Annotated in this window: 23 protein-coding genes; 11 read left to right on the top strand and 12 right to left on the bottom strand. The window is 50.2% G+C overall.

The features are described 5' to 3' along the window. Positions 1-37: 37 nt before the first annotated feature. Positions 38-1,240 (top strand): tetratricopeptide repeat protein, encoded by a 1,203-nt coding sequence (locus NDI52_RS03540; RefSeq protein WP_199308026.1) that lies wholly within the window; start codon positions 38-40, stop codon positions 1,238-1,240. Positions 1,241-1,332: 92 nt separating this feature from the next. Here NDI52_RS03540 and uraD read toward each other — a convergent pair whose 3' ends face one another. From uraD to NDI52_RS03555, 3 genes are all read right to left on the bottom strand, one after another. Further along, on the bottom strand, positions 1,333-1,842 hold the full coding sequence (uraD, locus tag NDI52_RS03545; RefSeq protein ID WP_242035957.1) for a 2-oxo-4-hydroxy-4-carboxy-5-ureidoimidazoline decarboxylase: 510 nt from the start codon (positions 1,840-1,842) through the stop codon (positions 1,333-1,335). A 79-nt stretch (positions 1,843-1,921) separates the two neighbouring features. Then, entirely contained in the window at positions 1,922-3,085 is a 1,164-nt protein-coding gene (hpxO, locus tag NDI52_RS03550) for an FAD-dependent urate hydroxylase HpxO (RefSeq protein WP_190772181.1), read from the bottom strand. 520 nt (positions 3,086-3,605) lie between these two features. Next, entirely contained in the window at positions 3,606-4,106 is a 501-nt protein-coding gene (locus tag NDI52_RS03555) for an orange carotenoid protein N-terminal domain-containing protein (protein WP_190772182.1), read from the bottom strand. A gap of 157 nt (positions 4,107-4,263) precedes the next feature. Between NDI52_RS03555 and NDI52_RS03560 the strand changes: the two genes are divergently transcribed. From NDI52_RS03560 to NDI52_RS03570, 3 genes are all read left to right on the top strand, one after another. After that, positions 4,264-4,686, top strand: coding sequence for a ketosteroid isomerase family protein (locus NDI52_RS03560; protein WP_190772183.1), 423 nt, complete (start codon positions 4,264-4,266; stop codon positions 4,684-4,686). Positions 4,687-5,149: 463 nt separating this feature from the next. Further along, the gene (locus NDI52_RS03565; RefSeq protein WP_190772184.1) at positions 5,150-8,275 is read left to right on the top strand and encodes an AAA family ATPase; all 3,126 of its coding nucleotides are present in this window, start codon (positions 5,150-5,152) and stop codon (positions 8,273-8,275) included. 499 nt (positions 8,276-8,774) lie between these two features. Continuing rightward, the gene (locus tag NDI52_RS03570) at positions 8,775-9,224 is read left to right on the top strand and encodes a hypothetical protein (RefSeq protein WP_190772009.1); all 450 of its coding nucleotides are present in this window, start codon (positions 8,775-8,777) and stop codon (positions 9,222-9,224) included. Between the two features lie 280 nt (positions 9,225-9,504). On the opposite strand, the gene NDI52_RS03575 is transcribed toward NDI52_RS03570, so the two are convergent. Further along, entirely contained in the window at positions 9,505-9,663 is a 159-nt protein-coding gene (locus NDI52_RS03575; protein WP_190772008.1) for a hypothetical protein, read from the bottom strand. Positions 9,664-10,462: 799 nt separating this feature from the next. Between NDI52_RS03575 and NDI52_RS03580 the strand changes: the two genes are divergently transcribed. Together NDI52_RS03580 and NDI52_RS03585 are read left to right on the top strand one after the other, a co-directional pair. Then, positions 10,463-11,041, top strand: a complete 579-nt coding sequence (locus tag NDI52_RS03580; RefSeq protein ID WP_190772007.1) for a thioredoxin family protein — start codon at positions 10,463-10,465, stop codon at positions 11,039-11,041. A gap of 391 nt (positions 11,042-11,432) precedes the next feature. Beyond that, complete coding sequence (locus NDI52_RS03585; RefSeq protein WP_190772006.1) at positions 11,433-11,693, top strand: hypothetical protein; 261 nt, start codon at positions 11,433-11,435, stop codon at positions 11,691-11,693. Between the two features lie 60 nt (positions 11,694-11,753). Here NDI52_RS03585 and NDI52_RS03590 read toward each other — a convergent pair whose 3' ends face one another. Further along, positions 11,754-12,020 (bottom strand): Precorrin-3B methylase, encoded by a 267-nt coding sequence (locus NDI52_RS03590; RefSeq protein WP_190772005.1) that lies wholly within the window; start codon positions 12,018-12,020, stop codon positions 11,754-11,756. 356 nt (positions 12,021-12,376) lie between these two features. Here NDI52_RS03590 and NDI52_RS03595 point away from each other — a divergent pair, with 356 nt between their 5' ends. The 3 genes from NDI52_RS03595 to NDI52_RS03605 all read left to right on the top strand — a co-directional run bounded on the left by NDI52_RS03595 (position 12,377) and on the right by NDI52_RS03605 (position 15,437). Then, positions 12,377-13,294, top strand: a complete 918-nt coding sequence (locus tag NDI52_RS03595) for a DUF3891 family protein (protein ID WP_199308025.1) — start codon at positions 12,377-12,379, stop codon at positions 13,292-13,294. A 234-nt stretch (positions 13,295-13,528) separates the two neighbouring features. Then, positions 13,529-14,617, top strand: a complete 1,089-nt coding sequence (locus NDI52_RS03600) for a hypothetical protein (RefSeq protein WP_190772004.1) — start codon at positions 13,529-13,531, stop codon at positions 14,615-14,617. A 406-nt stretch (positions 14,618-15,023) separates the two neighbouring features. Continuing rightward, positions 15,024-15,437, top strand: a complete 414-nt coding sequence (locus tag NDI52_RS03605) for a hypothetical protein (RefSeq protein ID WP_242045914.1) — start codon at positions 15,024-15,026, stop codon at positions 15,435-15,437. Positions 15,438-15,844: 407 nt separating this feature from the next. On the opposite strand, the gene msrA is transcribed toward NDI52_RS03605, so the two are convergent. Further along, on the bottom strand, positions 15,845-16,321 hold the full coding sequence (msrA, locus tag NDI52_RS03610) for a peptide-methionine (S)-S-oxide reductase MsrA (protein WP_190772003.1): 477 nt from the start codon (positions 16,319-16,321) through the stop codon (positions 15,845-15,847). A gap of 173 nt (positions 16,322-16,494) precedes the next feature. Further along, the gene (locus NDI52_RS03615) at positions 16,495-17,118 is read right to left on the bottom strand and encodes an NUDIX hydrolase (protein ID WP_190772035.1); all 624 of its coding nucleotides are present in this window, start codon (positions 17,116-17,118) and stop codon (positions 16,495-16,497) included. Positions 17,119-17,342: 224 nt separating this feature from the next. On the opposite strand from NDI52_RS03615, the gene queF reads away from it, so the two are divergent. After that, on the top strand, positions 17,343-17,765 hold the full coding sequence (queF, locus tag NDI52_RS03620; protein ID WP_190772002.1) for a preQ(1) synthase: 423 nt from the start codon (positions 17,343-17,345) through the stop codon (positions 17,763-17,765). Positions 17,766-17,858: 93 nt separating this feature from the next. Here the strand turns inward: queF and NDI52_RS03625 are convergent, their stop codons facing one another. Continuing rightward, the gene (locus NDI52_RS03625) at positions 17,859-18,653 is read right to left on the bottom strand and encodes a PD-(D/E)XK nuclease family protein (protein ID WP_190772001.1); all 795 of its coding nucleotides are present in this window, start codon (positions 18,651-18,653) and stop codon (positions 17,859-17,861) included. A 278-nt stretch (positions 18,654-18,931) separates the two neighbouring features. On the opposite strand from NDI52_RS03625, the gene NDI52_RS03630 reads away from it, so the two are divergent. Then, positions 18,932-20,113 (top strand): M20 family metallopeptidase, encoded by a 1,182-nt coding sequence (locus NDI52_RS03630; protein WP_190772000.1) that lies wholly within the window; start codon positions 18,932-18,934, stop codon positions 20,111-20,113. Positions 20,114-20,199: 86 nt separating this feature from the next. Here the strand turns inward: NDI52_RS03630 and rpsN are convergent, their stop codons facing one another. The 4 genes from rpsN to NDI52_RS03650 form a co-directional block, all read right to left on the bottom strand. Next, positions 20,200-20,502, bottom strand: a complete 303-nt coding sequence (gene rpsN, locus NDI52_RS03635) for a 30S ribosomal protein S14 (protein ID WP_190771999.1) — start codon at positions 20,500-20,502, stop codon at positions 20,200-20,202. A gap of 360 nt (positions 20,503-20,862) precedes the next feature. Then, entirely contained in the window at positions 20,863-21,861 is a 999-nt protein-coding gene (locus NDI52_RS03640; protein ID WP_190789526.1) for a heme o synthase, read from the bottom strand. 28 nt (positions 21,862-21,889) lie between these two features. Continuing rightward, a complete protein-coding gene (locus tag NDI52_RS03645; protein WP_242035955.1) occupies positions 21,890-22,873 on the bottom strand; it encodes a heme A synthase in 984 nt (327 codons plus the stop codon). Positions 22,874-23,505: 632 nt separating this feature from the next. Further along, complete coding sequence (locus tag NDI52_RS03650; RefSeq protein WP_190773245.1) at positions 23,506-23,733, bottom strand: hypothetical protein; 228 nt, start codon at positions 23,731-23,733, stop codon at positions 23,506-23,508. Positions 23,734-23,809 lie beyond the last annotated feature (76 nt).

Consider the following 23,809-nt stretch of genomic DNA (forward strand, 5'->3'; position numbering starts at 1 on the left):
GAACACTGTGTTGGATTGATAACATCTGAGGAGCGTTATGGGCCTTAGTCTTTGCATGATCGTGCGGAATGAGGCGGAGAATCTGCCCCAATGCCTGGAGAGCGTGCGATCGCTCGTCGATGAGCAGATCATCCTCGATACGGGCTCGACTGATGAGACAGTGGCGATCGCCCAATCCCTTGGCGCAACGGTGGCCCACTTTCCCTGGAATGGTAGTTTTTCCGATGCCCGTAACGAAGCCCTACGCCATGTAACGCAGGACTGGGTGCTGGTGCTGGATGCCGACGAAACTCTGGTCGAGGAAGCGATTCCCTTGATTCAGCAAGCCATTCAGGTGGAAAACGTTTTGGTGGTGAACCTCCTGCGTCACGAAGTGGGCGCGACACAATCGCCGTATTCCCTGGTTTCCCGCTTGTTTCGCCGCCATCCTGAGGTCCGCTTCAATCGTCCCTACCATGCGCTGATTGATGACAGTGTATTCGCGTTAATGCGACAGGAGCCCGAATGGAAAGTGGTAGATTTGCCGGGAGTAGCCTTGCGCCACGTGGGTTATGAGCCGGGAGCGATCGCCCAACAGGACAAAGCCGCCCGTGCTCGTACTGCGATGGAAGGTTATCTAGCCGAGCATCCCGATGATGTGTATGGCTGTAGTAAATTGGGAGCCCTGTATGTGCAGGAGGGGGACATCGATAAGGGAATTCAACTGCTGAAGCAGGGATTGCAAATCCAGGAGAAGCAGGCATCGCCCAATCCAATGCTGTCCTACGAGCTGCACTATCACCTGGGCATTGCCCTGACCCGGCAGCAAAATCCTGAATTGGCCCTTTCCCATTACCGGGTTGCCTTGAAGCAGCCGATTGGCGATCGCCTCAAATTGGGTGCCTATACCAATGTAGGCGGCCTCTTTAAGCAAGCCGGGCAACTGGATCAGGCGCGTCAGTGTTATCAGCGCTGTGTGGAAAGCGCGCCTGACTTTGCCCTGGGCCATTTTAATCTGGGTACTACACTACGGGCTTTAGGGAAGCCGAAGGAGGCGATCGCCCACTATCACCGGGCGATTGAACTAGAACCCGATCACGCCGAAGTTCATCAAAATTTGGGAGTGGCCCTGCTTAAATTAGGGCGTGTCCGGGAGAGTTTAGAGTCGTTTCGGCAGGCGGTAAAGCTTCACGAAGCCACCAATCCTCAAGAAGCAGAGCGCATTCGCCAAAGCCTTCAGGAAATTGGCTTTGAGGTCTAAAAAAGACGACATTGCTAAATGCAGGGGTGAGGTGTGGCGTAGTTCCACACCTCACCCCTGCATTTAGCAACACCAGATTTTGTTTGAGAAGGTTAAACTTCTACACGATCGCTCAATCGAAATTTCGCAATCTGGATGATTTCCTGCAGGGCGCGATCGCGTTCCTGCTCCGCTGAGTTTTGCAAGCGCTGCTCAAATGCTTCAAGAATAGAGTCTTTGGTGTGGTTGCGCACAGCAATGATAAAGGGGAACCCGAAGGTTGATTTATAGGTTTGATTTAAGCGAGTGAACCGCTCAAACTCTTTGGGGGTTAGTTGATTAAGCCCAGCACCTTGCTGTTCCTGAACTGATGCATCCGCCATCTTTGCTTTGCTACCTAAGTCAGGATGAGCGCGGATGAAAGCTAGTTGGGCTTCTGGCTCAAGGCTTTTAACTGTATGGCTGATAGCATCATACAGAGCTTCTAAAGATGTGAAAGGATGATGATGGTAAACGGTGTGGGCGATCGCTGGTGTTTGCTCAAATAATTCACCAAAGGTACTAACAAACGTATCCTCATTCATTTGATTAATATCGGCAATAGTGTAGCGAATTTGTTGCATATCCGTCCGAAAAAATGTGTATTTTTCTATAAATACTGGTGCGTGTAGGAGTGAATTTTATTCACTCCTACACCTATAGCTAACCCAAGGGTCCTGCTAAAATTGTTCGAGAAATAGCTCCCATAATGTTGCTACCGTCTTCGGTTTTTAATTCCTCATACCATTCTTGAGTTTTAGCTGCATCTTTTCCGTGGGTAACATCCGATCGTTTCCGAGCACGAGTCACAATATCTGCGACCCGATCTTTCCGCGCAGCTTCATAGCGTTGTAACGCATCTTCTACACTTAAGTTGGTGGTTTGCAAATAGGTGGTTAGGACTAATGCATCTTCCAATGCTTGACAGCCGCCCTGTCCCAGATCTGGAGTTGTGCTGTGGCCTGCATCGCCCAGAAGTGCAACGCGTCCTTTGACAAGGGTTTGCAGGGGGGGGACATCGTGAATTTCGATGCGGTTTGTTTTGGTTGGATCAAGACGCTGAATGAGAGTTTGTACCGGAGCCGCCCAGCCTTTGAAGAAGCTAAATAATTCCTCTTGATACGTGTCGGGACTGCTAACGGTGCCTTTGGGTAACGGCACATCCAGGAAAAAGTAGAACTGGTCGCTACCCACGGGCATAAGGGAGGCTCGCTTATGTTCACCTACATACAGCACCCAGCTATCTGCTGGAGCCAAATCCTCGCTGATGGAAACCAAACCGTTCCAATTCACATAGCCCGCATACTGCCGTTCCAGGGTTTCCCCCAGAACATAACTCCGCAGGAAGGAGTGAGTCCCATCTGCCGCCACCAATACATCTCCTGTCGCGGTGGAACCATCTTCAAAGATAGCCGTGACAGAATTCTCATCCTGCTCCACCCCTACACATCGGAAGTTAAGCCGTACGTCATCGGCTCCAAAGGCATTCAGCAGCATTCCCTGTAGATCGGTACGGGCAACGGGGTAAGGGCGTTGCCCAACGGTATCAATGAGCGGTTGTAAGCTAAAGCCCGTGAGCAGTTCGCCGTGCATGTCATAGTAGGCCATGCGGTTCATTTGCCCGCCGATGTTGGCGATCGCCTGCCCCAATCCCAACCGATTCAATACCTTTACGCCATTTGACCAGAGGGAAATCCCGGCCCCGGCAGGACGCAGTTCCCGCACGCGATCGTAGACCTCCACCTGATACCCGGCCTGCTTCAAGGCGATGCCTGCGGTCAAGCCACCCATTCCAGCGCCAATAACGATGACTTTGAGGTTATCCAAGACTCCCTCCGCTCCCATGCTGATTGCTTCTGTGAGGATTAAAGCAGAAATTTTTGAGTCCTTCGGTTCAAGGATGACTTCTCATATCATTTCTTATAGCGCTGTGTGGGTTGATTAAGTGCAGTGGTGTGTGGCACTCTTCGTGCCACACACCACTGCACTTAACGCACTTGCATATTGCTATATATGACATCAGCAATTCTCATTTTGAAATCAGGTCCGAAAACCGCGTGCCTTTGGCACGCAGTTTTCAGGCCTCAAAGCCAAGAGTTCACGCCCTACGGGCGTGAACTCTTGGCTTTGATACCCATACTGAGAATTGCTGATATGACATTGCTTGAATAAGCAAAAACAGGATGATGTGGTATTTCGTTCGCATCATTCTGTGTTTGTTGAGCAGGGAGTGCGAAGCGCTCCCTGCTCGTGTCCTAACCCAAATGGCTATTGTGATAAAAGAAAAGGACGCAGCACTTAGCACTGCGTCCTTTTCTTGGGGGTTTAGGGGGCGATCGCCCTCAAATTACAAACCTGTTGCAGGATCGTGCTCAGCGGTGGTGGGGTCAACGCCCATGGGAGCAACGTAATCCCGGAAAACAGTCATTTGCTGCTGGAATTCCAGATTCTTGATTTGGGTGAAGAGATCCTCTGCTTCGGGGCTCAGTTCATAGTCGGCAGGCATTGGAATAATAGTGTTATTGCTCATGCCTACGGCCAGCAGATACCAGAACAGCAACTTGGTAGTGTCGCTGAAAGCACCGTATTCGCGGCTAATCAGGCTGTTCTTCCGCTCGATCAGATCCCGTTGTACTTGCAGTTGCTCTTCACGGGACATCGCCTTCACTTGCTCGAAAAGTGAATCGGCTACGTTGGTGGAAACAGTGCTGGCACCGGGGGCTGCAGGGGTAACAGATTCGCCCATTTCAGTGTAGATATACCAGAACAATGCAAGCTGTTCATCGGTATCTAATTGTTGAAAAGCCTGCACTAAATCAGGGTAGGTATTGGTAGTTGTATAAGACACAATAATTCCTCAATTCGCTGTTGAAAAGTTATCAATTATAGACAAATAGATCACCCCGCCAAGGAAAGAATAAACTGACCTGACTATTGACAGAGTTACTTCGGCATTAAAACTGGGAGGATAATGGTCTTATTCCTTCATTGGTTCCTATTTTCCTATGGACGTGAAATCTGTGAGCGATCGCCCCAACCTCATTGAATTTCCAGATCATCCTGCTCTAACCCATCTCATCAATACCTATTTCGAAACTCTAAATAACCAGGATTTTGATGCGGCCGCTGCACTCTTTGCGCCCTGTGGAATATTATTTCCGCCCTTTGATACAGCGATGGAAGGGCAAGAAGCGATTACAGCCTATCTAAAGGCAGAGGCACGAGGATTACAACTTTTTCCTCAAAATTGTTCGGTTCAGCCAGCAGAATCGGATGGTTATGAATGTCAGGTGACGGGTAAGGTTCAGACCCCAATATTTGCTGTCAATGTGGGTTGGAAATTTCAGGTGAATTCTAATTTCCAAATTGAATCTGCCAGGATTAAGTTATTGGCTTCGATGGAGGAGCTATTGAAACTTAAAGGTTAAGCCAAGAAACTTCAGATCCTTAGGAGATTTCTGCATAAGAATCTACTCGTGATGTGGATGCTTTGCCTGCAAAGCGGGCAAAGCATCCACATCTCGGAGATAATTTTATTATTGGAAATCTCCTTAGATCTGCAAAAACTTGAGGATCTGAAAACTCACTACAAATAATTATTTTTCTAGAAGAATTTTGAATGGTGTTTGAGTACTGTGAAACGTTTCACGGGGAAAGCTTGTTCCTACATAAAGAATTTTCATGGGATCGAGACTTCGTTTGCTTGAACGCAAGATATATAGGCTGAAAATGTTTGAGAAGTAGCTCTACACCATATATTGAGTTTTACCTCATATAGAGAACAATGAAAATCGTCCAAACCCCGATAAAATAAGGCAAAAAATGTCAGAGCGGATGTATTAAAGTTCAGACGTACTGCTAATCTGAGATCACACAGTATCTCTGGTTGGCATGATTCCTCTACAGCTAACCCTAAAAAACTTCTTGAGCTATCGGGATACATCTTTGGATTTCCGAGGGCTGCATATCGCTTGCATTTGTGGAGCGAATGGGGCAGGGAAGTCTTCTTTGTTAGAGGCGATCGCCTGGGCACTCTGGGGGCAGGGACGAGCCAGCACTGACGATGACGTGATCCACCAGGGAGAGTTAGAGGCCCGAGTTGATTTTGTCTTTCAGTGCCAGGAGCAAACTTACCGGGTCATTCGTTCTCGCGTGCGGGGGCAAACGAGTCAACTAGAGTTTCAAGTGCAGACGAACAACGGGTTTCGTAGCCTCACCGGAAGGGGAATGCGAGCTACCCAACTGTTGATTGTGCAAACCCTACGAATGGATTACGAAACATTCGTCAATTCCGCTTATCTGCGTCAGGGCCGGGCTGATGAGTTCATGCTGAAGCGGCCCGGTGAACGCAAACAAGTGCTAGCCGATCTGCTGCAACTGGATCGCTACGACCAACTGTCTGAGCAGGCCAAGGAACAAGCACGCCAACTGAAAGCTGAAGTGGAATTACTGGAGCGGACGCTAGATAGTCTCAGCACTCAATTAGAGCAAGGGTCACAGTTGGCGATCGCCCACACCAACCTCACCGTTGAACTGGAGCAGTTGCACCAGCAGCAAGCCCACGACCAGGAGGTTCTGCAGCAACTTCAACACGTTCGTCAACAACGGCAGGGTTGGAGGCAGCAATTGGGCCTGTTACAACAACAGCAGCAATTGCTTCATCAAGATTGCCAGCGTTTAACGCAAGAACAACACCAGATTCGCCAGCAGCAAAAAGCCTTAGAAGCGGTGCTTCAGCAAGCGGAGGCGATCGCCGTCGGATGTGAGGAGTATTACCGTCTGCTGGCTGAGGAGGAAAGCCAATCTGCTAAGTTTCACGCCCATCAGGCGGCAACGGCGCAATTACAAACGCTTCAATCCCAGCTCCAGGCCCATGTGTCGACTCTCCAGGATAAGCAGCGTACTCTTCAGGTTCAGCAGGAAAACCTGCAGCAACAATTGGAAGAGGTCAACCATACTCTGCGAAAGTCGGGAGATGTGGAGACTGCTTTAGGGCACTTGCAACGGGCACGCGATCGCCTCGCGGCTCTCGACCAGCAGCAGGTCGAGGCGGCTCCGCTATTACAGCGACGGCAGCACATTCAGGCGGATCTCGACCGCCTCCAGACCCGCATGGGGGCTCGTTTAGAGGAATTACGTACCGCCACCCAGGAGCTTCAACAGCAGCAGCAACGTCAACCCCATTTGCGTCAGGCCGTGCTCGAAATTTCCACGTCGATTGCTTATTTAGAGCAACGCCGCTACTACCAGCAACAGGTGCGGGAAAAAGGCGTGGAGCGACGCAACTTTTTAGAACGGCTTCAGGAGCGACAACGTAAATATGAAGCCCATTTGGCGGAACTGGCCCACAAAATTGCCATGTTGGAGCATGGGGAACATGGAAGCCACGCTCAAGATGCGACGGCCCACGCAGAAGTCATGTCGGTTGGGGTACGTGAAGGAGGTGGGCATTATGCAGAGCAGGTAGTGGAAGAGGCCGAATTTCCTCCCTGCCCGTTGTGCGATCGCCCCCTCGATGAGCACCACTGGGCGCTGGTGCTGGAGCGCTACTACATGGAACAACAGGATATCCAGCAACAAATTTGGGTGCTGAGAGAGCAGCTCACCACTTCAGATCGAGAAATTCAACTGCTGCGTCAGGAATATCGGGAACTGGAGCAAGAGTTGGCGCAATACGCAATTGTTCTGGAACGGCGGGGACAATTGCAACAGCAGCTTCAGGGTGCCTCGGAGGGGCAGACCCGGTTGCAGCAGCTTTTGCAGGAGCAGGCTGTACTGGAATCTGCTCTCCAGCACCAGCAGTATGCGCCTGAGTTACAGGAGGAGTTGGCGCTGCTGGATACCACCCTGGCCCAACTCAACTATGACGACAAAAACCATGCCTTAGCACGGGGTGAGGTTGATCGCTGGCGGTGGGCTGAAATTCGTCAGGCCGAACTGAAACAGGCAGAACGGCGACGATCGCATCTTCTCCAACGCTTGCCCGATCTAGAGGTACAGCAAGCCGAGATTCAGCGGCAACTGGCTGCGATCGCCACTGCTCCTTTACAGCAGGAGATTCGGCAGTTGGAGGAACAGATTGTTGCGATCGCCTACAATCTGGATCACCACACCGCTCTCCGTCAAGCTCTACGGCAGGCTCAACAGTGGCCCCTCCGTCAACAGGAGTTGGCCCAAGCTCAACAGCAATACCCCCAACTGGCGCAACGCTTGCAAGACCTGGAAGGGTTGATTCGGGAGCGCTATCAAGGCCTGGAGGTGCTAACCGATCAAGTAGAGGCGTTAACCCACCAGTTAGAGCAACAGCCCGATCCGGAACCCGCGATTTACATGATGGAGGGGCAGCTACAACAACGACGTCAACAACTGGATGACCAGATCGCTCAGATTGGGCGGTTGCAGCAGCAACAGCAGCACCTGGAAACGCTGAAAACCCAGCAGATTGAGCAAACTCATCGCTTACAAGCGTCGCGTCGTCAGTTGCGGGTCTATCAAGAACTGGCGCAAGCGTTTGGTAAGAACGGTATCCAGGCGCTCATGATTGAGAACGTGCTGCCCCAATTAGAGGCGGAGGCGAATCAAATTCTGGGGCGACTCAGCAACCACCAATTGCATGTGCAGTTTGTTACGCAACGCAGTCGTAAGGGCAGTAACCGCAAAGCGATTCGTCTGATCGACACACTCGATATTCTCATTGCTGACGCTCGAGGAACTCGCCCCTACGAAACCTATTCGGGTGGTGAGGCCTTTCGGATTAATTTTGCGATCCGCCTGGCGTTGGCCCGCTTGTTAGCGTTACGTTCGGGGATGGCACTGCAATTGCTGATTGTGGATGAAGGGTTTGGCACTCAGGATGAGGCAGGGTGCGATCGCCTCATCTCTGCGATACAGGCAATCGCTGATGACTTTGCCTGCATCCTCACGGTCACCCACATGCCGCGGTTGAAGGAGGCTTTCCAGACGCGTATTGAGGTGAACAAGACTATAGACGGGTCAAAGGTATCTCTTGTGGTGTAAGCAATTCTGTTTGAGGGCTTGAAATATAGCCTGACGCAATCTGCAACATGCTCGCCATTTTCCCAGCAATTCTCAGTATGGGCCTCAAAGCCAAGAGTTCACGCCCGTAGGGCGTGAACTCTTGGCTTTGAGGCCCGAAAACCGCGCGCCTTCGGCGCGCGGTTTTCGGGCCTGATTTCAAAATGAGAATTGCTGCCATTTTCCCAAGTCCTTGATTTTGCCGAACATTTGTCACTGATGAAGTGCTCGTTTTTGCGTATTTTTTTGTGTGGAAAAGAATGAGAATCAACGTTTCGTACATTCTCTAAACTGTTCATAAGCGATAGACTTTAGACCGACACGGTTATGCCTGTAACCGTGGGTAACTGTATTGAGGGTTACATCGGGTTAAGCACACTCTCTGCTGCCCTCCCTACAATGTAAGTTGCCCAGGGTGATTCATGGCTGTACCGCGTTGGCGGTTCAGGTTGGTTCTCGCGCTCTTTTTACTGATCGGGTTATGGTGTATTCAATTGTGCGGCAATCTCAATGGGCGATCGCAGTTTTTTGTACCCTTCTGGCTGTGGGGTGTAGTGATAATCGTGCAGCACAATGCAACCGTCTGACGGAGGTTACCAACAAAACTGTGGGCGAGGTTCAGACCATCGTAAGTGCTGGGAATCAACCCAATGCTGAGGCGTTGGAAAGAGTAGCCGGTAGCTTTGATCGAGGGCGGCAAGAAATGGCAGCCATTTCTCTATCAGATGAGGAATTAGAATCATTTCAGCAACGGTTTGTCGACCTCTATGGGGATGTGAGTACATCGGCCCGTACCCTGGCTGAAGCTCTCAATGCACAAGATTTTACAGCCGCTCAAAAGGCCCGCAGCGAGTTTCAATCTGCAACAGAACGAGAGGCTCCTCTGGTTCAGGATGTGAATGCGTACTGCGGAGAAACCGCTACACCTTAGGATCGTGAATTTAATAGAACCCCATTTTTTAAAAAGCTTCACGTAGTCGAGCTTTCTAAAAAATGGGGTTCTATTTTGTCCGAGCTCTTTAGCGGAATAAAAATTATCGGGCGCGGAATATAAAACACGCCCGATTCCTTTTGTACTTAACGTACTGATATGCTGCGATAGTGCCAAAAACTACTGAAGAAAGCGGAGGCGTTTGTATCTCGTGTCCAGAAATACAAACGATTCACTTTTAAGTAGTTTTTTGTATGTTGAGCGTTATTCTGTGTACGCGTTAACTTTCGACTTGATGCCCACGCTTTTTCAATGCAGACAGCATTTGCTTGCGAACAGCAATTGCCCAAACATCAAAGTTTTGAGAGGGCAGGGCAATGCCTACGGTGGTTCCAATCATTTCACTATTGGTTTTTTTCTCCATCTGCTGTTGCTCCATCGCTTCTACCTCTCGTTGTAAACCTGTTGACAACACTGGACTGCGATCAGACGACTTGCCAGGCTACCTTTCCTTAGAAATGGGAGCCTAATTCTTCTATCTTTATTGGTCTCCGGCCTATACCCAGTAAAACTCTGAGCTTGCTCTATGAAGAGAAATGCTCAGGTTGCCTTAGCTCAGCTCGCTATTTGGATTAGGGATACGTATTCTACATATAACGAATTACACTCAGTCTGTCTCCTAGTCTTATGCAGAACAAGCATAATTTCTTGCATAAGCTTCATGGGACTAGAACGTAAGATTTTGTTTTTGAAGCTTTACTTTTTAGCGCCCTAGATATCCACGTAATGGCTTTAGACCCATCATCCTAAAGATAGATGTTATACCGTTTTATATGGAGCTTCATATTGGTTTGGTATAAGGGCTAAATTGATAGAACGTTTGCGATCGCCTATACAGATCATAAAAAACTTTAGTTTAATATTTGGTGTCTCTTTCCCAATTTTCTGGATCAGCGAGCTGATAAATTGCTAAAGATAGCTCTGCGGCTTTGCCTCATGTCTATTTCCAGAGCATCAGGATTTACGCAAGTCCGCTATATCTAGAGCATTTATGTTGTAGTTGAGGTGCGAAGCACCCCAACTACAACATAAACACGTCAGTTCTGAGCATGTTTTAACACTGGCTGAAAGAGGCACTTTTTCGCAGGATTGTGCAGCATTTGGGGTTCTAGGTTTAATTGAGTTGAGCTGCTTATATAGGGTAAGAAGAAATCAACGTTTTTACAGGAGCGCTATTTATGGCACTAACCGCCTCAACCATGTTGCCCCTTGGCACTGCTGCCCCTGATTTTCAGTTGCCGGATGTTGTGACTGGTGAGACTGTTTCCTTGGAAACCTTTGCAGGAAAACCTGCCCTTCTGGTCATCTTTCTGTGTCGGCACTGCCCCTTTGTGAAACACGTTCAGCAGGAGTTCTCCCGCTTAGGCAAGGATTATGCTTCAAAGGCCGCTATTGTGGCTATCAGCGCGAATGATGTTTCTGGCTACCCAGATGATTCTCCGGAAAACTTGAAGCAGATGGCCCAGGAGCTTGAGTACACTTTCCCGGTGCTTTATGATGCCAGCCAGGATGTCGCCAAAGCTTACACGGCTGCTTGTACGCCGGATTTCTTCTTGTTTGATAGCGATCGCCATCTCGTCTATCGGGGGCAATTAGACGACAGCCGCCCCAGTAATGGTCTTCCTGTCGATGGCCGTGATCTTCGCGCGGCCCTGGATGCAGTGCTAGCCGGACAACCCATCCCTGCGGAGCAAAAGCCCAGCATTGGCTGCAACATCAAATGGAAGCCCGGAAATGAGCCGGCTTATTTTGGGTAAACTCACAGATCGTCTTGATCCAAAACTAAACAAAACCTCTTTTTTGTCGTTACACAGCAACGGTAAAAAAGAGGTTCGTTGATTTTAAGTGTGGTGAATTTCACTCACCACACTTGAAATCAATCGTTAATAGCGCGACGCGCTTAAACCAGGAAGGTTATGTTTGAAAAGCCTTACTGAGCGTCGCTTTTCAAACATAACTTGTCCTAAGGGCTTAGCAAATAGAATCCGGAGAGTGGGCTTCACCCGCCCACTTTCCGGATTCTATTTGACAGCAAGTTCCTGGTTGTATCTGTAGAGGTGGAGCAGCTAGTCAGGCCATTACGAATCCTAATAATGGCTGGGTGCGGGTCGTGGTAATCTCGACGGTAGTTTTTATATGCGATCGCCCATGGGTACTCAGTCAACGGCTAAAACTATTTTCCTGCTCGCATCGATGGTGGGCTGGCTCATTGTAGGGGCTGCGCTGATGTATCTCTTTCCCCTCATGGCGGATCAGTTTGTCGCTTCCGAGTTAACCCATCGGTGGATGGAAACGCTGGGCCGAAGTGGCTACGATCCGATGCTGGCCTGGGTGGGTGGAGGAAGCGCCCTGACATTGACTGTGGCAGGCAATATCCTCTGGTATCAACGCTTTGAAGGCAAACTTTAGCGTATGACTGCAAAAAGAGCGTGGCTCTCTTTGCAGTCCATCCAACCCAATTTGACACCGCTACTTTGCCTTGCGCTTCGATTGAGGGGGTGTGCGATGGGGACCAAAGTATTTTTCGCTGCGATAGCGGAGCCAGATGCGTAGTTGCTGAGGAATTTGATCTTTTTGTTCCTTAGTAAGGGTGTTGTAGAGGGCCAAAGCTTTTTCGCGTTCTCCCCGGCAGGCCGCATTATTGTGGGCATCCCAATAGCTGCGGGCTACCCGAATCCGCCGGCACACCTCCTTAACGAGGGCTTCTCCGGTAAGTGGTTTTTCTTCCTTAGCCATACTTTTATCCGTACGTACTCCCCTTATCCTAATCATTAGTTCGGACAGTTTTTCTGAAACCGTTGATTTTGCGTGCGCGAAGCGCACGCAAAATCAACGGTTTCAGAAAAACTGTCCAGAGTATTGCTAATAAAACCTCAGTTCGGGTTATAGGTCTTTTTAAGAGCTATGCATCGCGCGGCCCTCAGAAAGACGTATAACCTATGCGGTTAGTAGGCAGTTAATAAAAAGTTGACGCAGCCTGGGCACAACACTAGCCCCTGGCATGAAGGCATTCACCTGTAAACCATTTAGCCTTGAAAAGGCTGGGATCAATCGATTGTTTCTAGTTGAAATAATCAGTTCCACTGTAAACGATGCAAACCCCGCCAATTCCAAGGGCTGGGAATCTGGCTGGAGGGCGATCGCCCAAATCATTCCCCACCTCAGCTACTGCTCAAGCCCTATCCGCCTATCAAGTATTGCTCAGCAGGACAGCCATGTTGTATCGCACCATTGGTTCGGAGCGCATTTGTATCACCCAACCCACTCATGCCTGGGTTTCAGGGCAACTAGCCCAGGTTTGGGGAAATGAGAGCTTTGGCCCGGTTTCACCTTACGAAGCGGTTTGTTTAGGGGCAGAACAGCATGATATTGGTTGGCTTCCCTGGGAAGCGTCTCCAACCTTTAACCCGGAAACAGGTTATCCCCACAGCTTTATGGAAGTCGCACCCGCAGTGCATACTCAACTGTGGGCTGGGGCTAAACATCTGGTCATGCCGATGGGGCGTTATGCCGCATTACTCGTGTCGCTTCATGGAACAGGCTTATATGAGCGCTTCACCCACTGGAAACAATCACCAGAATCGACTCAAATTGTCGAAGCCTTCTTGCAACAAGAAAAAGCATTTCAGCAGGAGTTGATTCAGCAATTGGGGCAGGATCCGGCCTACACACTCTACGTGAAACCGGAGACGATCGCCCACAATCAACGCCTCGTAGCAACTCTCGATGCCTTGTCACTGGCTATCTGTATGGGAGTCACGCAACAACAGGAGTTTGCGGATGTCCCCATCCCAATGGGACGTACGGTTCTGACTCTGGCTCCCATGAATGGAGACCCTACCCAACTTCAGGTAGAGCCATGGTGTTTTCAGACGGAGCAAGTGACCGTTGTATTTGAAGGACGGATTCTGGGGGAGAAGACACCCGATGAGCAGACGATGCGCGATCGCTTGGCTACAGCTCCCTGGGTTACGCTGACAGCGACCTTGCACCCCTTCTCATTCGGGTAAGACGTGTGGCCATATTCCACGCGTCTTACCCGAATGATAAACGCTGTCAGCCCAAGTCAGGGCTAGTTTTCCCGGTCTGTAAACACAAGAAATAACCGTCTAGCAAGATATGCTGTAGCTAATTTTGTAACAACGCCCGGTTCACCCCTAACCAGCCATTAGGGTAAGAGAGTAAGTTTCTGAAGTCCTCACGGCTGATTGGTGGAAATTATGGTTCGTCTGCAATCTATGAGAATGAAAAAGCCCCAGAAAGTTTTGACGATCGCCCTGATGAGCATGATGATGTTTGGCGGCGTATCCCAAACTCTTTCTCAAACCGTTGCGATCGCTGCCACGCCATCAGATGGTGTGACTATGGCTCAAGCGCGGCGTTCCCCCTCCTCCTCCTTGCCCCGGCAGGTCGCTCGACGCATTCAGCGGGATGCGTCTCGCCGTTTCGACCTGCACCCGCGGGATGTCCAAATTCTCAGTGCTACTCGCGAAACCTGGCCCGATGCATGCCTAGGTTTGGCCGCCCCTAATGAGCGTTGCATGATGGCCCTGGTTGAGGGATGGCGCGTAACCCTGACAGATGGGCAACAAACCTGGGTGTACCGCACTGACTTGCAGGCACGCCAGATCAAGATGGAAGGCGAGAACAGCGCTGAGTTACCCCCCCAAGTTGTAGACCGCCTGTTTACGACGATCGCTCAGCAGGCCAATGTTCCTGCTAACACCCTACGAGTGATTGAGTCCGAGCCAAAAACCTTTGATGGTTGCATGGGTATTTTCAATCCGGGCCAGGCCTGCACGCGGATTGCCATCTCGGGATATCGGGTGATTGTGATGGGCGATCGCCAAAGCTGGGTCTACCACGTTGACCAGGAAGGCTCACGCATCGTGCAGAATATAACCGCCAGTGGCAGTGGCGTCAGCATTACACCATCGTTTATTCCGGCGGAGGGACAACTTCCTCTGCCCAGCACTGACGTCGTTTTCAAAATGATGGTATCGGGTGGCTTGCGCGGTGATACGACGGAAACTTTCCTCACTCAGGATGGTGTTTTGTCTCGCACGACTACCAATGGGATCAACTCATCAGTGCCCCGAACGACGGTCATTAAGCGCCTTACACCCCAGCAAGTGCAGCAGTTTCAACAACTTCTTAGCCAGCAAAAAGTTCCTAACTTGAATGGGATGCGCTACCTGACCTCTGCGGCTTTGGCCGATTATCCAACAACGACGATACAGGCTATGAACAGTACCGTGTCGTATATTGACCTGGAAGAAAGCAGCCTGCCTCAAGCTTTGCAAACTGTTATCCAAGCTTGGGAACGGCTGTAAGAGGCTATCAGATAGTCTCAATATCGCCAATTTGTAATACCCTATAACAGCGTATTCAATCAGGAAGTCGTCGTTCTCAAAGAACGGCGACTTTTTATATAGCACTACGCGCTCAGCCAATATAGCCCTGGCCCCGTTAGTGAGGGCATCAGAAGCTATTGAAGGCATTGCCTTCAATAGCTTCTGATGCCCTCACTAACCATTTGATAGCAATACCTTCACCAATTTTCTCAAGCCCTTAATTTTGCATGTACGTTGTGGACGTAAAACCAAGGGCTTGAGAAAATTGGTGAGCATGTTGGTGTATGTAAAAAGACAGTCTTTGGTGGTTAGTACAATCGAACTATGACAGGCCCTGAGATAGACGTCATCCCTCACATTTAGCTTCTATAACGGAGGAAGCGCGATGATGAGAAATGGAGCTGTTGACATGTTAGAAGAACTGCAAAAGAGTGCCATGATGGCGCATCTGCTCGATGCCCTGGAGGATGGTACAGACATTGGGCATTATGGGCGGCTAACCTTCGCCATGGTGGCGCGGCATTTTCTGGATGAAGACGAAGTGATAGCGTACTTGCAAAAAGACCCCGGCATGGGTGAAACGGAAGCTCGGGCGCTGGTGTTGCAAGTGCAAGGAAAAGACTACAATCCACCGAAGCGCGATCGCATTCTGGAATGGCAACAACAACAGGAATTCCCCATTTGTCCAACACCGGATGATCCAGATTCCTGCAATGTTTACCGTGAATTACAATTCCCAGAGCATGTTTACGAACACATCTCGGGTTATTACGAACAAAAAGCTGGGAATGCTTCCTGATACGAAATTTGAATCACAACGGCAGATGACTTGGAAAACTCTGACATAGGGTCACATGATCATTTGTTTTTATAGAAACCGTGAATTTATAGGCGGATCACGTGTAATACAAACTCCGGCTGAGTAGCGGCAACCTTCAATTTAGGACAAAGAGAGAGCAGCCTGCTCCCTCTTTGTCCTCACCGAATGGCTATAGCCTCATACAGCAATTTGATTAAATATGGCAGGTAATGTGTGGTACGACATGCATACTACCAGATGTACTTAGGAGATTTCCAGTAATGAAATTACCCCCAGAATGTTGGTGCTTTGCCCGCGAAGCGGGCAAAGCACCAACATTCTGGGTAAATTCTTATGCAGAAACCTCATTAATCAAATTGGACATTGCAAATTCATTGTTGTGTGGCTCAGTCTTTTATTGCAGACTGCTGCATGCGCTTCTTCTCGAAATATTTTTGATGTTCTTCTGTTGCGAACCAGTACTGAGATGCGGGTTGAATTTGCGTCACAATAGGTTTGCTGTACTGACCAGAGCGATCGCGCTCTGCCTTTGAGCTTCGAGCTTGCCGCTCCTGCTCGGGCGTGTGGTAGAAGATGACAGAACGATACTGTTCTCCCCGATCAGCTCCCTGGCGATTTAGGCTGGTGGGATCATGAATGCGCCAGAACGTATTGAGAAGCTCGTCGTATTGAACAATGGATGGATTGTATTCGACCTGGCACACTTCAGCATGTCCAGTAATCCGTGACAGTACATCAAGATAACTGGGATGCTCGAAGTGCCCGCCCATATAGCCAACCGAAGTAGACACTACTCCATTGATTTGACAAAAGGCGGCTTCAACACCCCAAAAACATCCGGCCCCAAACGTTGCTTTTTCCATTGTTCTGCTGCTCCTCCTATTAGGCCACCACAAGGATTTTGACAGATCCCAAACTTGGTGTGGTGAAGTACTAAGGCTCTAGTATGCTGAGGCGTAAATGTATCACCTATTTTTTGTGTGGGGTGCGAAGCACCCCACACAAAAAATAGGTGACGAACTTAGGCCGTGGTCTACTAGTCAAAATCTGTAGGCCAATCAGGGTTCCGATGGTGTTCGAATAGTCGCGCAATCTGGCTGGGGACGACTCGCGTCAGGGACAAGTCCGGAATTTCGTCTTCTGCAAAAAACGCGACTTCTTCCGTTTCGATGCTGCTTGTGGGAGACCCACTAATCAACTCGCAGAGGAAGAACAGCTTGTAGATATGGTATTCAAAGGGAGGATGGTTATGGCGAGGATGGTTGCGATCGTAGAGCGCCAATAATTTAACTGCACGGGTTTGGTAACCAGACTCTTCAAATATCTCTCGCTCAATAGCGAGGCTTGGGGGCTCACCAATATCTCCGTAGCCACCGGGCAATGTCCAGCGACCGTCAAACCGTTCTTTTACCATCAAAATTTTGTCATCCTGAAAGACAGCCCCTCGGACATCTATTTTGGGTGTCGCGTATCCACTCTCCTGTTTAAACAGGTCAAGAACATAGGTCGGTTCCATCCCAGAGTAGGTGGCCATAATTTCAGCCGCAACGGTCTGCACCTGCTGGAAACGATCAATATCAAAGGGATTTTCACTGTAGGTCAGACCGTTTTGGGCGATCGCCTGCAATTTCTGAGCCCACTCCAGCCATTTCACATCCATAGGGATTTCCTGCACATGCTTCTCAACCATTGTGTTCAATCCTCATGAAGATCTTCCACGAAAATAATGACTCAGGGAGTCAGTTGTGATGGGAGGAGGGCTTAGCCCCCCTCCCATCACAACTGACCACACCTTGGGAACACGATCAACGGGTGCTTTATTAAGGGCGATCGCCCATCGTAAAATAGAAAATTGCGTCTTTTATCCAGAAATTTTCTGCCACTATGACTCATACTGTGCTGAACTATGGCGACCAGGCCATCCAGCAAGCGGCTCAGGAGCCCCTTGAAAAGTGGCCTAATCCGTCCTCCAATGCCTACACCATCCACCTGGAACATCCAGAGTTCACGGCACTGTGCCCTCGCTCAGGGTATCCCGACTTTGGAACGATCGTGGTGGACTATCAACCGAAGGGCTGGGTGGTAGAGCTGAAAGCCTTCAAACTTTATGTCAACGCTTTCCGGGATCAGCGTATCAGCCATGAAGGCGTTGTGAACGTGATTTGCGATCGCCTCTGGGATGAACTGGAACCTGCGGGTATGCGAGTCATTGGAGACTTCACTCGGCGCGGGGGGGTCAAAACCGTCATCACCGTTTGCAAGGGCGATTGTCAGCTTTTTCAGAACTACACACCGAATGTCCTGTAGTGTCCATTCAAAGCCGTCATGACAGCCGCTTTAAAGCCAAATAGTCCGGCTCCCTTAAGGGAGCCGGACTGATAAGACCTAACAAACTGAGCTTTATAGGCTAAGGACTAATTGCAAACCTGATTCTGGCCGAGCTTCCTCGGGTAAAGGATCCGGTTCAGCCCGCATTTCGGGACAGAAGCGAGCATAGGCACAGCGATTGCACTGTTCCCCAGGAAATGGAGCCCACTTGCGGTCATAGCGCAACTGCACAGCCAGTTCAGAAACGATTTCCTGCACCTGTTCCCGATGCTCAGGTGTTACTTCATAGCTGACTTTCTCCGAGCTTCGCAGGTAGATCAGGCTGAGCCGTTTTAAGCTGCGGTTATAGCGTTGTTCTAATGCCAGGTAGTACAGGCCAATTTGCAAATCCATATCATCGGGCAGGGCAGGTTCTGTGTCCTTGCTCGATTTGTAGTCAATTAACTCCAGCCCATCATCCAGATAATCGAGGCGATCGTAACGACCTGACAGGATGAATTCTAGATTTTCGACCTGAAGGGTGCCTTGGATGCGGCCTTCGACCGCCACCGGGCGACGCATGGTACTCTCAGAGCGAATGAAAAACTCATAGTACCGCTGTAGAATATTGCGCCCCTCGATGACCTGGTTTTCACTCAGGCCCTTGGTATGCTGGCTCCAACAATAGTCAATCCAATCCCGACGAGGGATGGCGTCTTGATAGTGCCAATCGTGGTAAATTTGCGCTAATGCCTGGTGTAAAGACGTACCTAGAATAGCTGAACCGTAGAAAGCAGTTCCAGGCAACTTACGCTCGTAGCGGAAGTAATAGGCAAGCGGGCAGCGATCGTAGGTTTGCAGCTTAGCCGCAGAAAGGGTGTAGGTCATGCGTCCGGGAGGGAAAGTACGTCGCAGGTCAAACCCTACAGATGTAGACTTTCAATCATCATGACACTATATATGGGGATTCCGCTAGAGTGCAGATGCACTAACTCCACTAAACCTAGTAAATCCTGTACCTCTGTGCAAGGCCCAAACAGGGTTCTGGGAAGTATTGATTTTACGTAGGATTTGTCCATAACAAAACCAATACTTCACAGAACTGTCCGGGCCAATGCCTTAACAAGTCTTTATTATTGAGACTACACCCCAACGTTCGAGGATCCATGCTTAGTCGCATCAAAGACCTGGCTACCGACCTTGCCCCCCGCCTGATTGAAATTCGCCGCCATATCCATAGCCATCCCGAGTTAAGCGGCCAGGAATACCAAACAGCCGCCTATGTGGCAGGGGTGCTGTCTTCTTTCGGGTTCCATGTTCAGGAGCTGGTGGGGAAGACGGGGGTCGTCGCAGAACTGCGGGGCGAAGGAACGGACGAACGAATCCTGGCGATTCGCACAGATATGGATGCGCTGCCCATTCAGGAGCGTACAGATTTAGAGTTTTCGTCTCGTCACCCCGGAGTCATGCATGCATGCGGCCATGATGTGCACACAACTGTGGGTCTAGGAACGGCGATGATTCTGGCTCAGTTGGGGGTACCTCTGCCAGGAACAACCCGATTCCTCTTTCAGCCTGCGGAGGAGACGGCGCAGGGAGCGCACTGGATGATCCGCGATGGGGTCATGGAGGGGGTATCTTCCATTCTGGGAGTGCACGTGTGGCCTTCGGTGGTGGGGGGCAGTATCGGCGTCCGCTATGGAGCGCTGACGGCAGCCGCAGATGATTTAGAAATTACGATTATTGGCGAATCGGGCCACGGTGCCCGCCCTCATGAGGCGATCGACGCGATCTGGATTGCTTCCCAGGTGATTACCTCGCTCCAGCAGGCTATCAGCCGTACTCAGAATCCTCTGCGCCCTGTGGTGCTCACCATTGGTCAAATTCAGGGCGGTCGCGCTCCCAATGTGATTGCTGACCAGGTGCGCATGCTGGGAACGGTGCGATCGCTCCACCCTGAAACCAGCGAACGCTTACCTGAGTGGATTGAGCAAATTGTTGCCAGTGTTTGCCAGACCTATGAGGCCCGCTACACCCTCAACTACCGTCGGGGGGTTCCGTCTGTGCAGAATGACTTTACCCTGACGCAGATTGTCGAATCTGCCGCATCGGAGGCGTGGGGAAGCGATCGCGTCCGCATTCTTCTAGAACCGTCTCTTGGAGCCGAGGACTTTTCCCTCTACCTGGGCCATGCTCCCGGCATGATGTTTCGACTAGGGGTGGCGTTTGAGGATCAGGTCAACCATCCTCTGCATCACCCGCAGTTTAAGGTAAATGAGGAAGCGATCATAACTGGGGTGGTAACGATGGCCTACGCGGCCTACAAGTACTGGCAGAAGAAGGGTTAACGAATGGCGGCCGGAAGGCAGCAAACAAAAATCAGGGGCACACAGCTATCTGCCCCTGATTTCAATTATTAAATTCATTCAAGCCCTTACCAGCTTGACTTAACAACACCAGGAAGCAATCCCTGGTGGGCCATTTCACGAATCACGTGGCGGGACAGACCGAAATCACGGTAGTAACCCCGAGAACGTCCGGTGAGCCAGCAACGATTGCGATGGCGGTTCGGAGCGCTATTGCGAGGTAATTGCTGAATCTGACGATGGATTTCAAGTTTTTCTTGTTGGGAAGTAGCGGCTGCAAATTGCTCTTTCAGCTCTTGCCGCTTTGCCGAGTATTTGGCAATCAGTTTCTCGCGCTTTAACTCGCGCTCGATCATGCTTTTCTTAGCCATGAACGCAGGGTTCTCTGAGGATGGATTAAACAGCGTCTCTAATTCTATCAAAGATAGAAGGGGTTTGTATACTTTTCCAAAAGAAGTCAGCAATTCTCAGTATGAGCTTCAAAGCTGAGAGTTCCTGCCCTTCGGGCAGGAACTCTCAGCTTTGAAGCCCGAAAATAGCCCGCCGAAGGCGGGCTATTTTCGGGTTGGATTCCAAAATGAGAATTGCTGAAAAGAAGTTAGCAGTTCTCAGTATGGAATTAGGCCCGAAAACCGCTTGAAGGCAAGCGGTTTTCGGGCTTCAAAGCCAAAAATGAAAAGCGCGGCATGAAGTGCCGCGCTTTTCATTTTTGAGCCTGAATGATGAGTTTGTTACCAGGGTGTCTGGAATAGTTGGCTGAGGGAGACGGGCGTGAGGACGGTGTCCAGATTGTTGGCGATCGCCTGATCCAAATGCTGTGATAGGGGCATGGTATCCAAGGCCATTCCAGCGCACAGCAGCATCATATAGAAGATGGAGTATTTGAAGAGCGATCGCGCCACATCCGTATCCGATGGTTTTTCAAGCAAAGCCCACGCTTTTACCAGGAACAGAGCGCCCAGTACCAGTGCGCACATCACATATATGGCACCGAGCGCGTGGAGTGGAAAGGCCAGCAGCAGGGTGAGAGGGATCAGCAGCAGCGTATAGATCCAAATTTGCTTGGCTGTCACCACATCTCCGGCAACCACAGGGAGCATAGGCACACCGACCTTGGCATAATCCTTGCGGATCATCAGAGCCAGCGACCAGAAATGGGGAGGTGTCCAGAAAAAGATGATGGCGAAGAAAACCCAGGCCACCCAACTTAATTCTCCTGTCACTGCCGCCCAACCGACCAGTGGTGGGATCGCCCCAGCCGCACCGCCGATGACGATGTTTTGAGTGCTATGGCGTTTGAGCCAGTGGGTATACACCAAAACGTAGGTGACAATGCCCGACATCGCTAGCCAGGCACTCAGGAAGTTGGCAAAGGTTGCCAATAGGGTGAAGGAGATGGTGGCGAGGACAATCGCAAACAATAGGGCATGCAAGGGCTGAATCCGACCCGAGGGCAGCGGACGATGACGCGTGCGCTCCATCTCGTAGTCAATGTCGCGATCGTAGAGGCAGTTAATGGTATTGGCTGAAGCCGCAGCCAGGGCTCCGCTCAACAAGGTGATGAAGAGAAGAACCGGATCCACACGGCCCTCGGCGGCAATCCACATGCTTCCTGCCGTGGTAATGAGGAGCAGGATGATGATGCGAGGTTTGGTTAACTGCCAGTAGCTCCGGATGACCTGCCCCAAGTTTTCGTGGTGGCGGGTGGGGGTAACAAGGGTATCTTGCATGGGCAAATGGGGGTTTGGGTGAAAGAAATTACGTTTCGGTTGCGGTTTCGGCCCAGCTACGGGTTTGATGGCGATCGCGCAACCCAAAGGTTGTGAAGCACACCAGGGTGCCAAGCAAACAAGCACCAATCATCTGGTGGCTAACGGTCAGCAGTTCCACTTGCAGGTGCAGGCGGAAGGTGGCGACGCCCAGCAAAACCTGGAGAAGAAGGAACCCGAATGCGAGATTGGTCAGGGTGCGTAGGGCTCTGTGGAGAGCTGGGGTGCGCCAGGCTAGAACGACCAGCACGAGTACAGCGACGCTAGCGGGTACAACACCCAGTAAGTGAGCGTTCATCACTGTGCAGAGGTTGCCAAAGCCACCCAGACATTGGTGTAATGCCCACCGGGAGCCAACTAAACCGCCTGAAAGACTTTGCAGATAGACCAGCACAGCGGCGCCCAGGCTGACCCATGGTAAATAGCCAACGGTGCCCGTTCCTTGATAGGGCCGCAGCATGACACCCATAACCAGAAGGGTGCTGAAGAAAAGTAATGCTGTGCCCAGATGGGCGGTGACAATATCAAACCGCAGCATTTCCGTTACGGTTAGGCCGCCGAGTAAGCCCTGTATTAGGATCAAACCCAACGCTAGAGCAGATGTCCAGGGAACCCAGCGAGGCAACTGTTTGCGCTCCCACAGGGTGTAACCCAACAGCACGATGGTAAAACCGCCAATTAGGGCTGCGTCGAGACGATGAAACCACTCTAGAAAAACTTGCAGGTTCATCTGCTGGGCTGGAAACAGGGTGCCGTAGCAGAGAGGCCAATCCGGACAGGCCAACCCGGCGTTCATGACTCGGGTTGCACTACCCACTGCCATTAATAACCAGGTAGCGATCGCCAGTTTCCAAACAAGCCAGCGGGTGCGGGCAATTGCTGGTTCAGTCGTGTTCAGGGGTTGATCCGCTGCGGAAGTCTCCACCAGTGGAGCTACTCCCACTTCAGGCATATACTCAGTTTTCTGAATCATTAGAGTTGAAGCCGCGATCTTAAAGGCCTAACGACAGGGAAAGTTATGAACTCGCCCTATGATTGATTTTTTCTCCAGAGGGCTTTCTTCCTACTTTAGTGATGGTCACCAGTGGACCGCTCAGACTTAGGCTTTTCTTAGGAATGTGCCTATCAATTACAGCAGAGCTGTGTCATGGAACTTAGATGAACTTTTATACACGAGAGTCTGTTTCGCCTACTCTTTGCGTATATAAAAAATAAACGCTTTTCTCGACAATCATCTAAGGTATGAAATTGTCTGATACAGCCAGGCATGAACGAAAGATATGCCTTTGGATGGAGGTATTTGAGAATTGTTCTGGATGAGCGATCGCATCAGTTCAAATTACTTTGATGCGTTGCTGTAGGGAAGCATCAGTGTTAATTTGCCTGCTTTGTCTCTTGATAAACTCTGTAGCGATGGCAATAAAACCCTGAGCTTAATCAGTACAAAAAATGAGATGGAGTTTGAAATTTGTTCAAACTCCATCTCAAGTCTAATTTAGATAACTGTTTTCGTGTGTATTACACGAAAACTAAGGCAAACTAGCGCTCAACAACGGATATGAATGATACCTATCATTTCTGGTTGATGAGTGCGCTTTCTGTTTGCTACAGGCGATTCTTTAGAAGCTGCTTGGCGCGATCGGCACGGCGACGGTCTTCATCTTGAACCTCACGCAAAAACTGAGCAATATCCTGGTCATTTTGCTGCTCTGCATCTGCCATATACTGCTCACAAGTGGCAGCCTCTTCTAAAGAATGGTAGAGGATGCTGACCAAGTTATATTCGGTGTTTCCGGTGCCGGTGTTAGCTCGGGATTGGCTTGCATTAACCATGATTTTCTCCTTGTCTTACAGGTCATAAAACATCAAGAGTTTTGTTTAGCTTCTCTCGATGTGATTTACAGGTGTT

This window comes from Leptolyngbya sp. PL-A3, from assembly GCF_039962325.1.
Taxonomy (GTDB): domain Bacteria; phylum Cyanobacteriota; class Cyanobacteriia; order Elainellales; family Elainellaceae; genus Vacuolonema.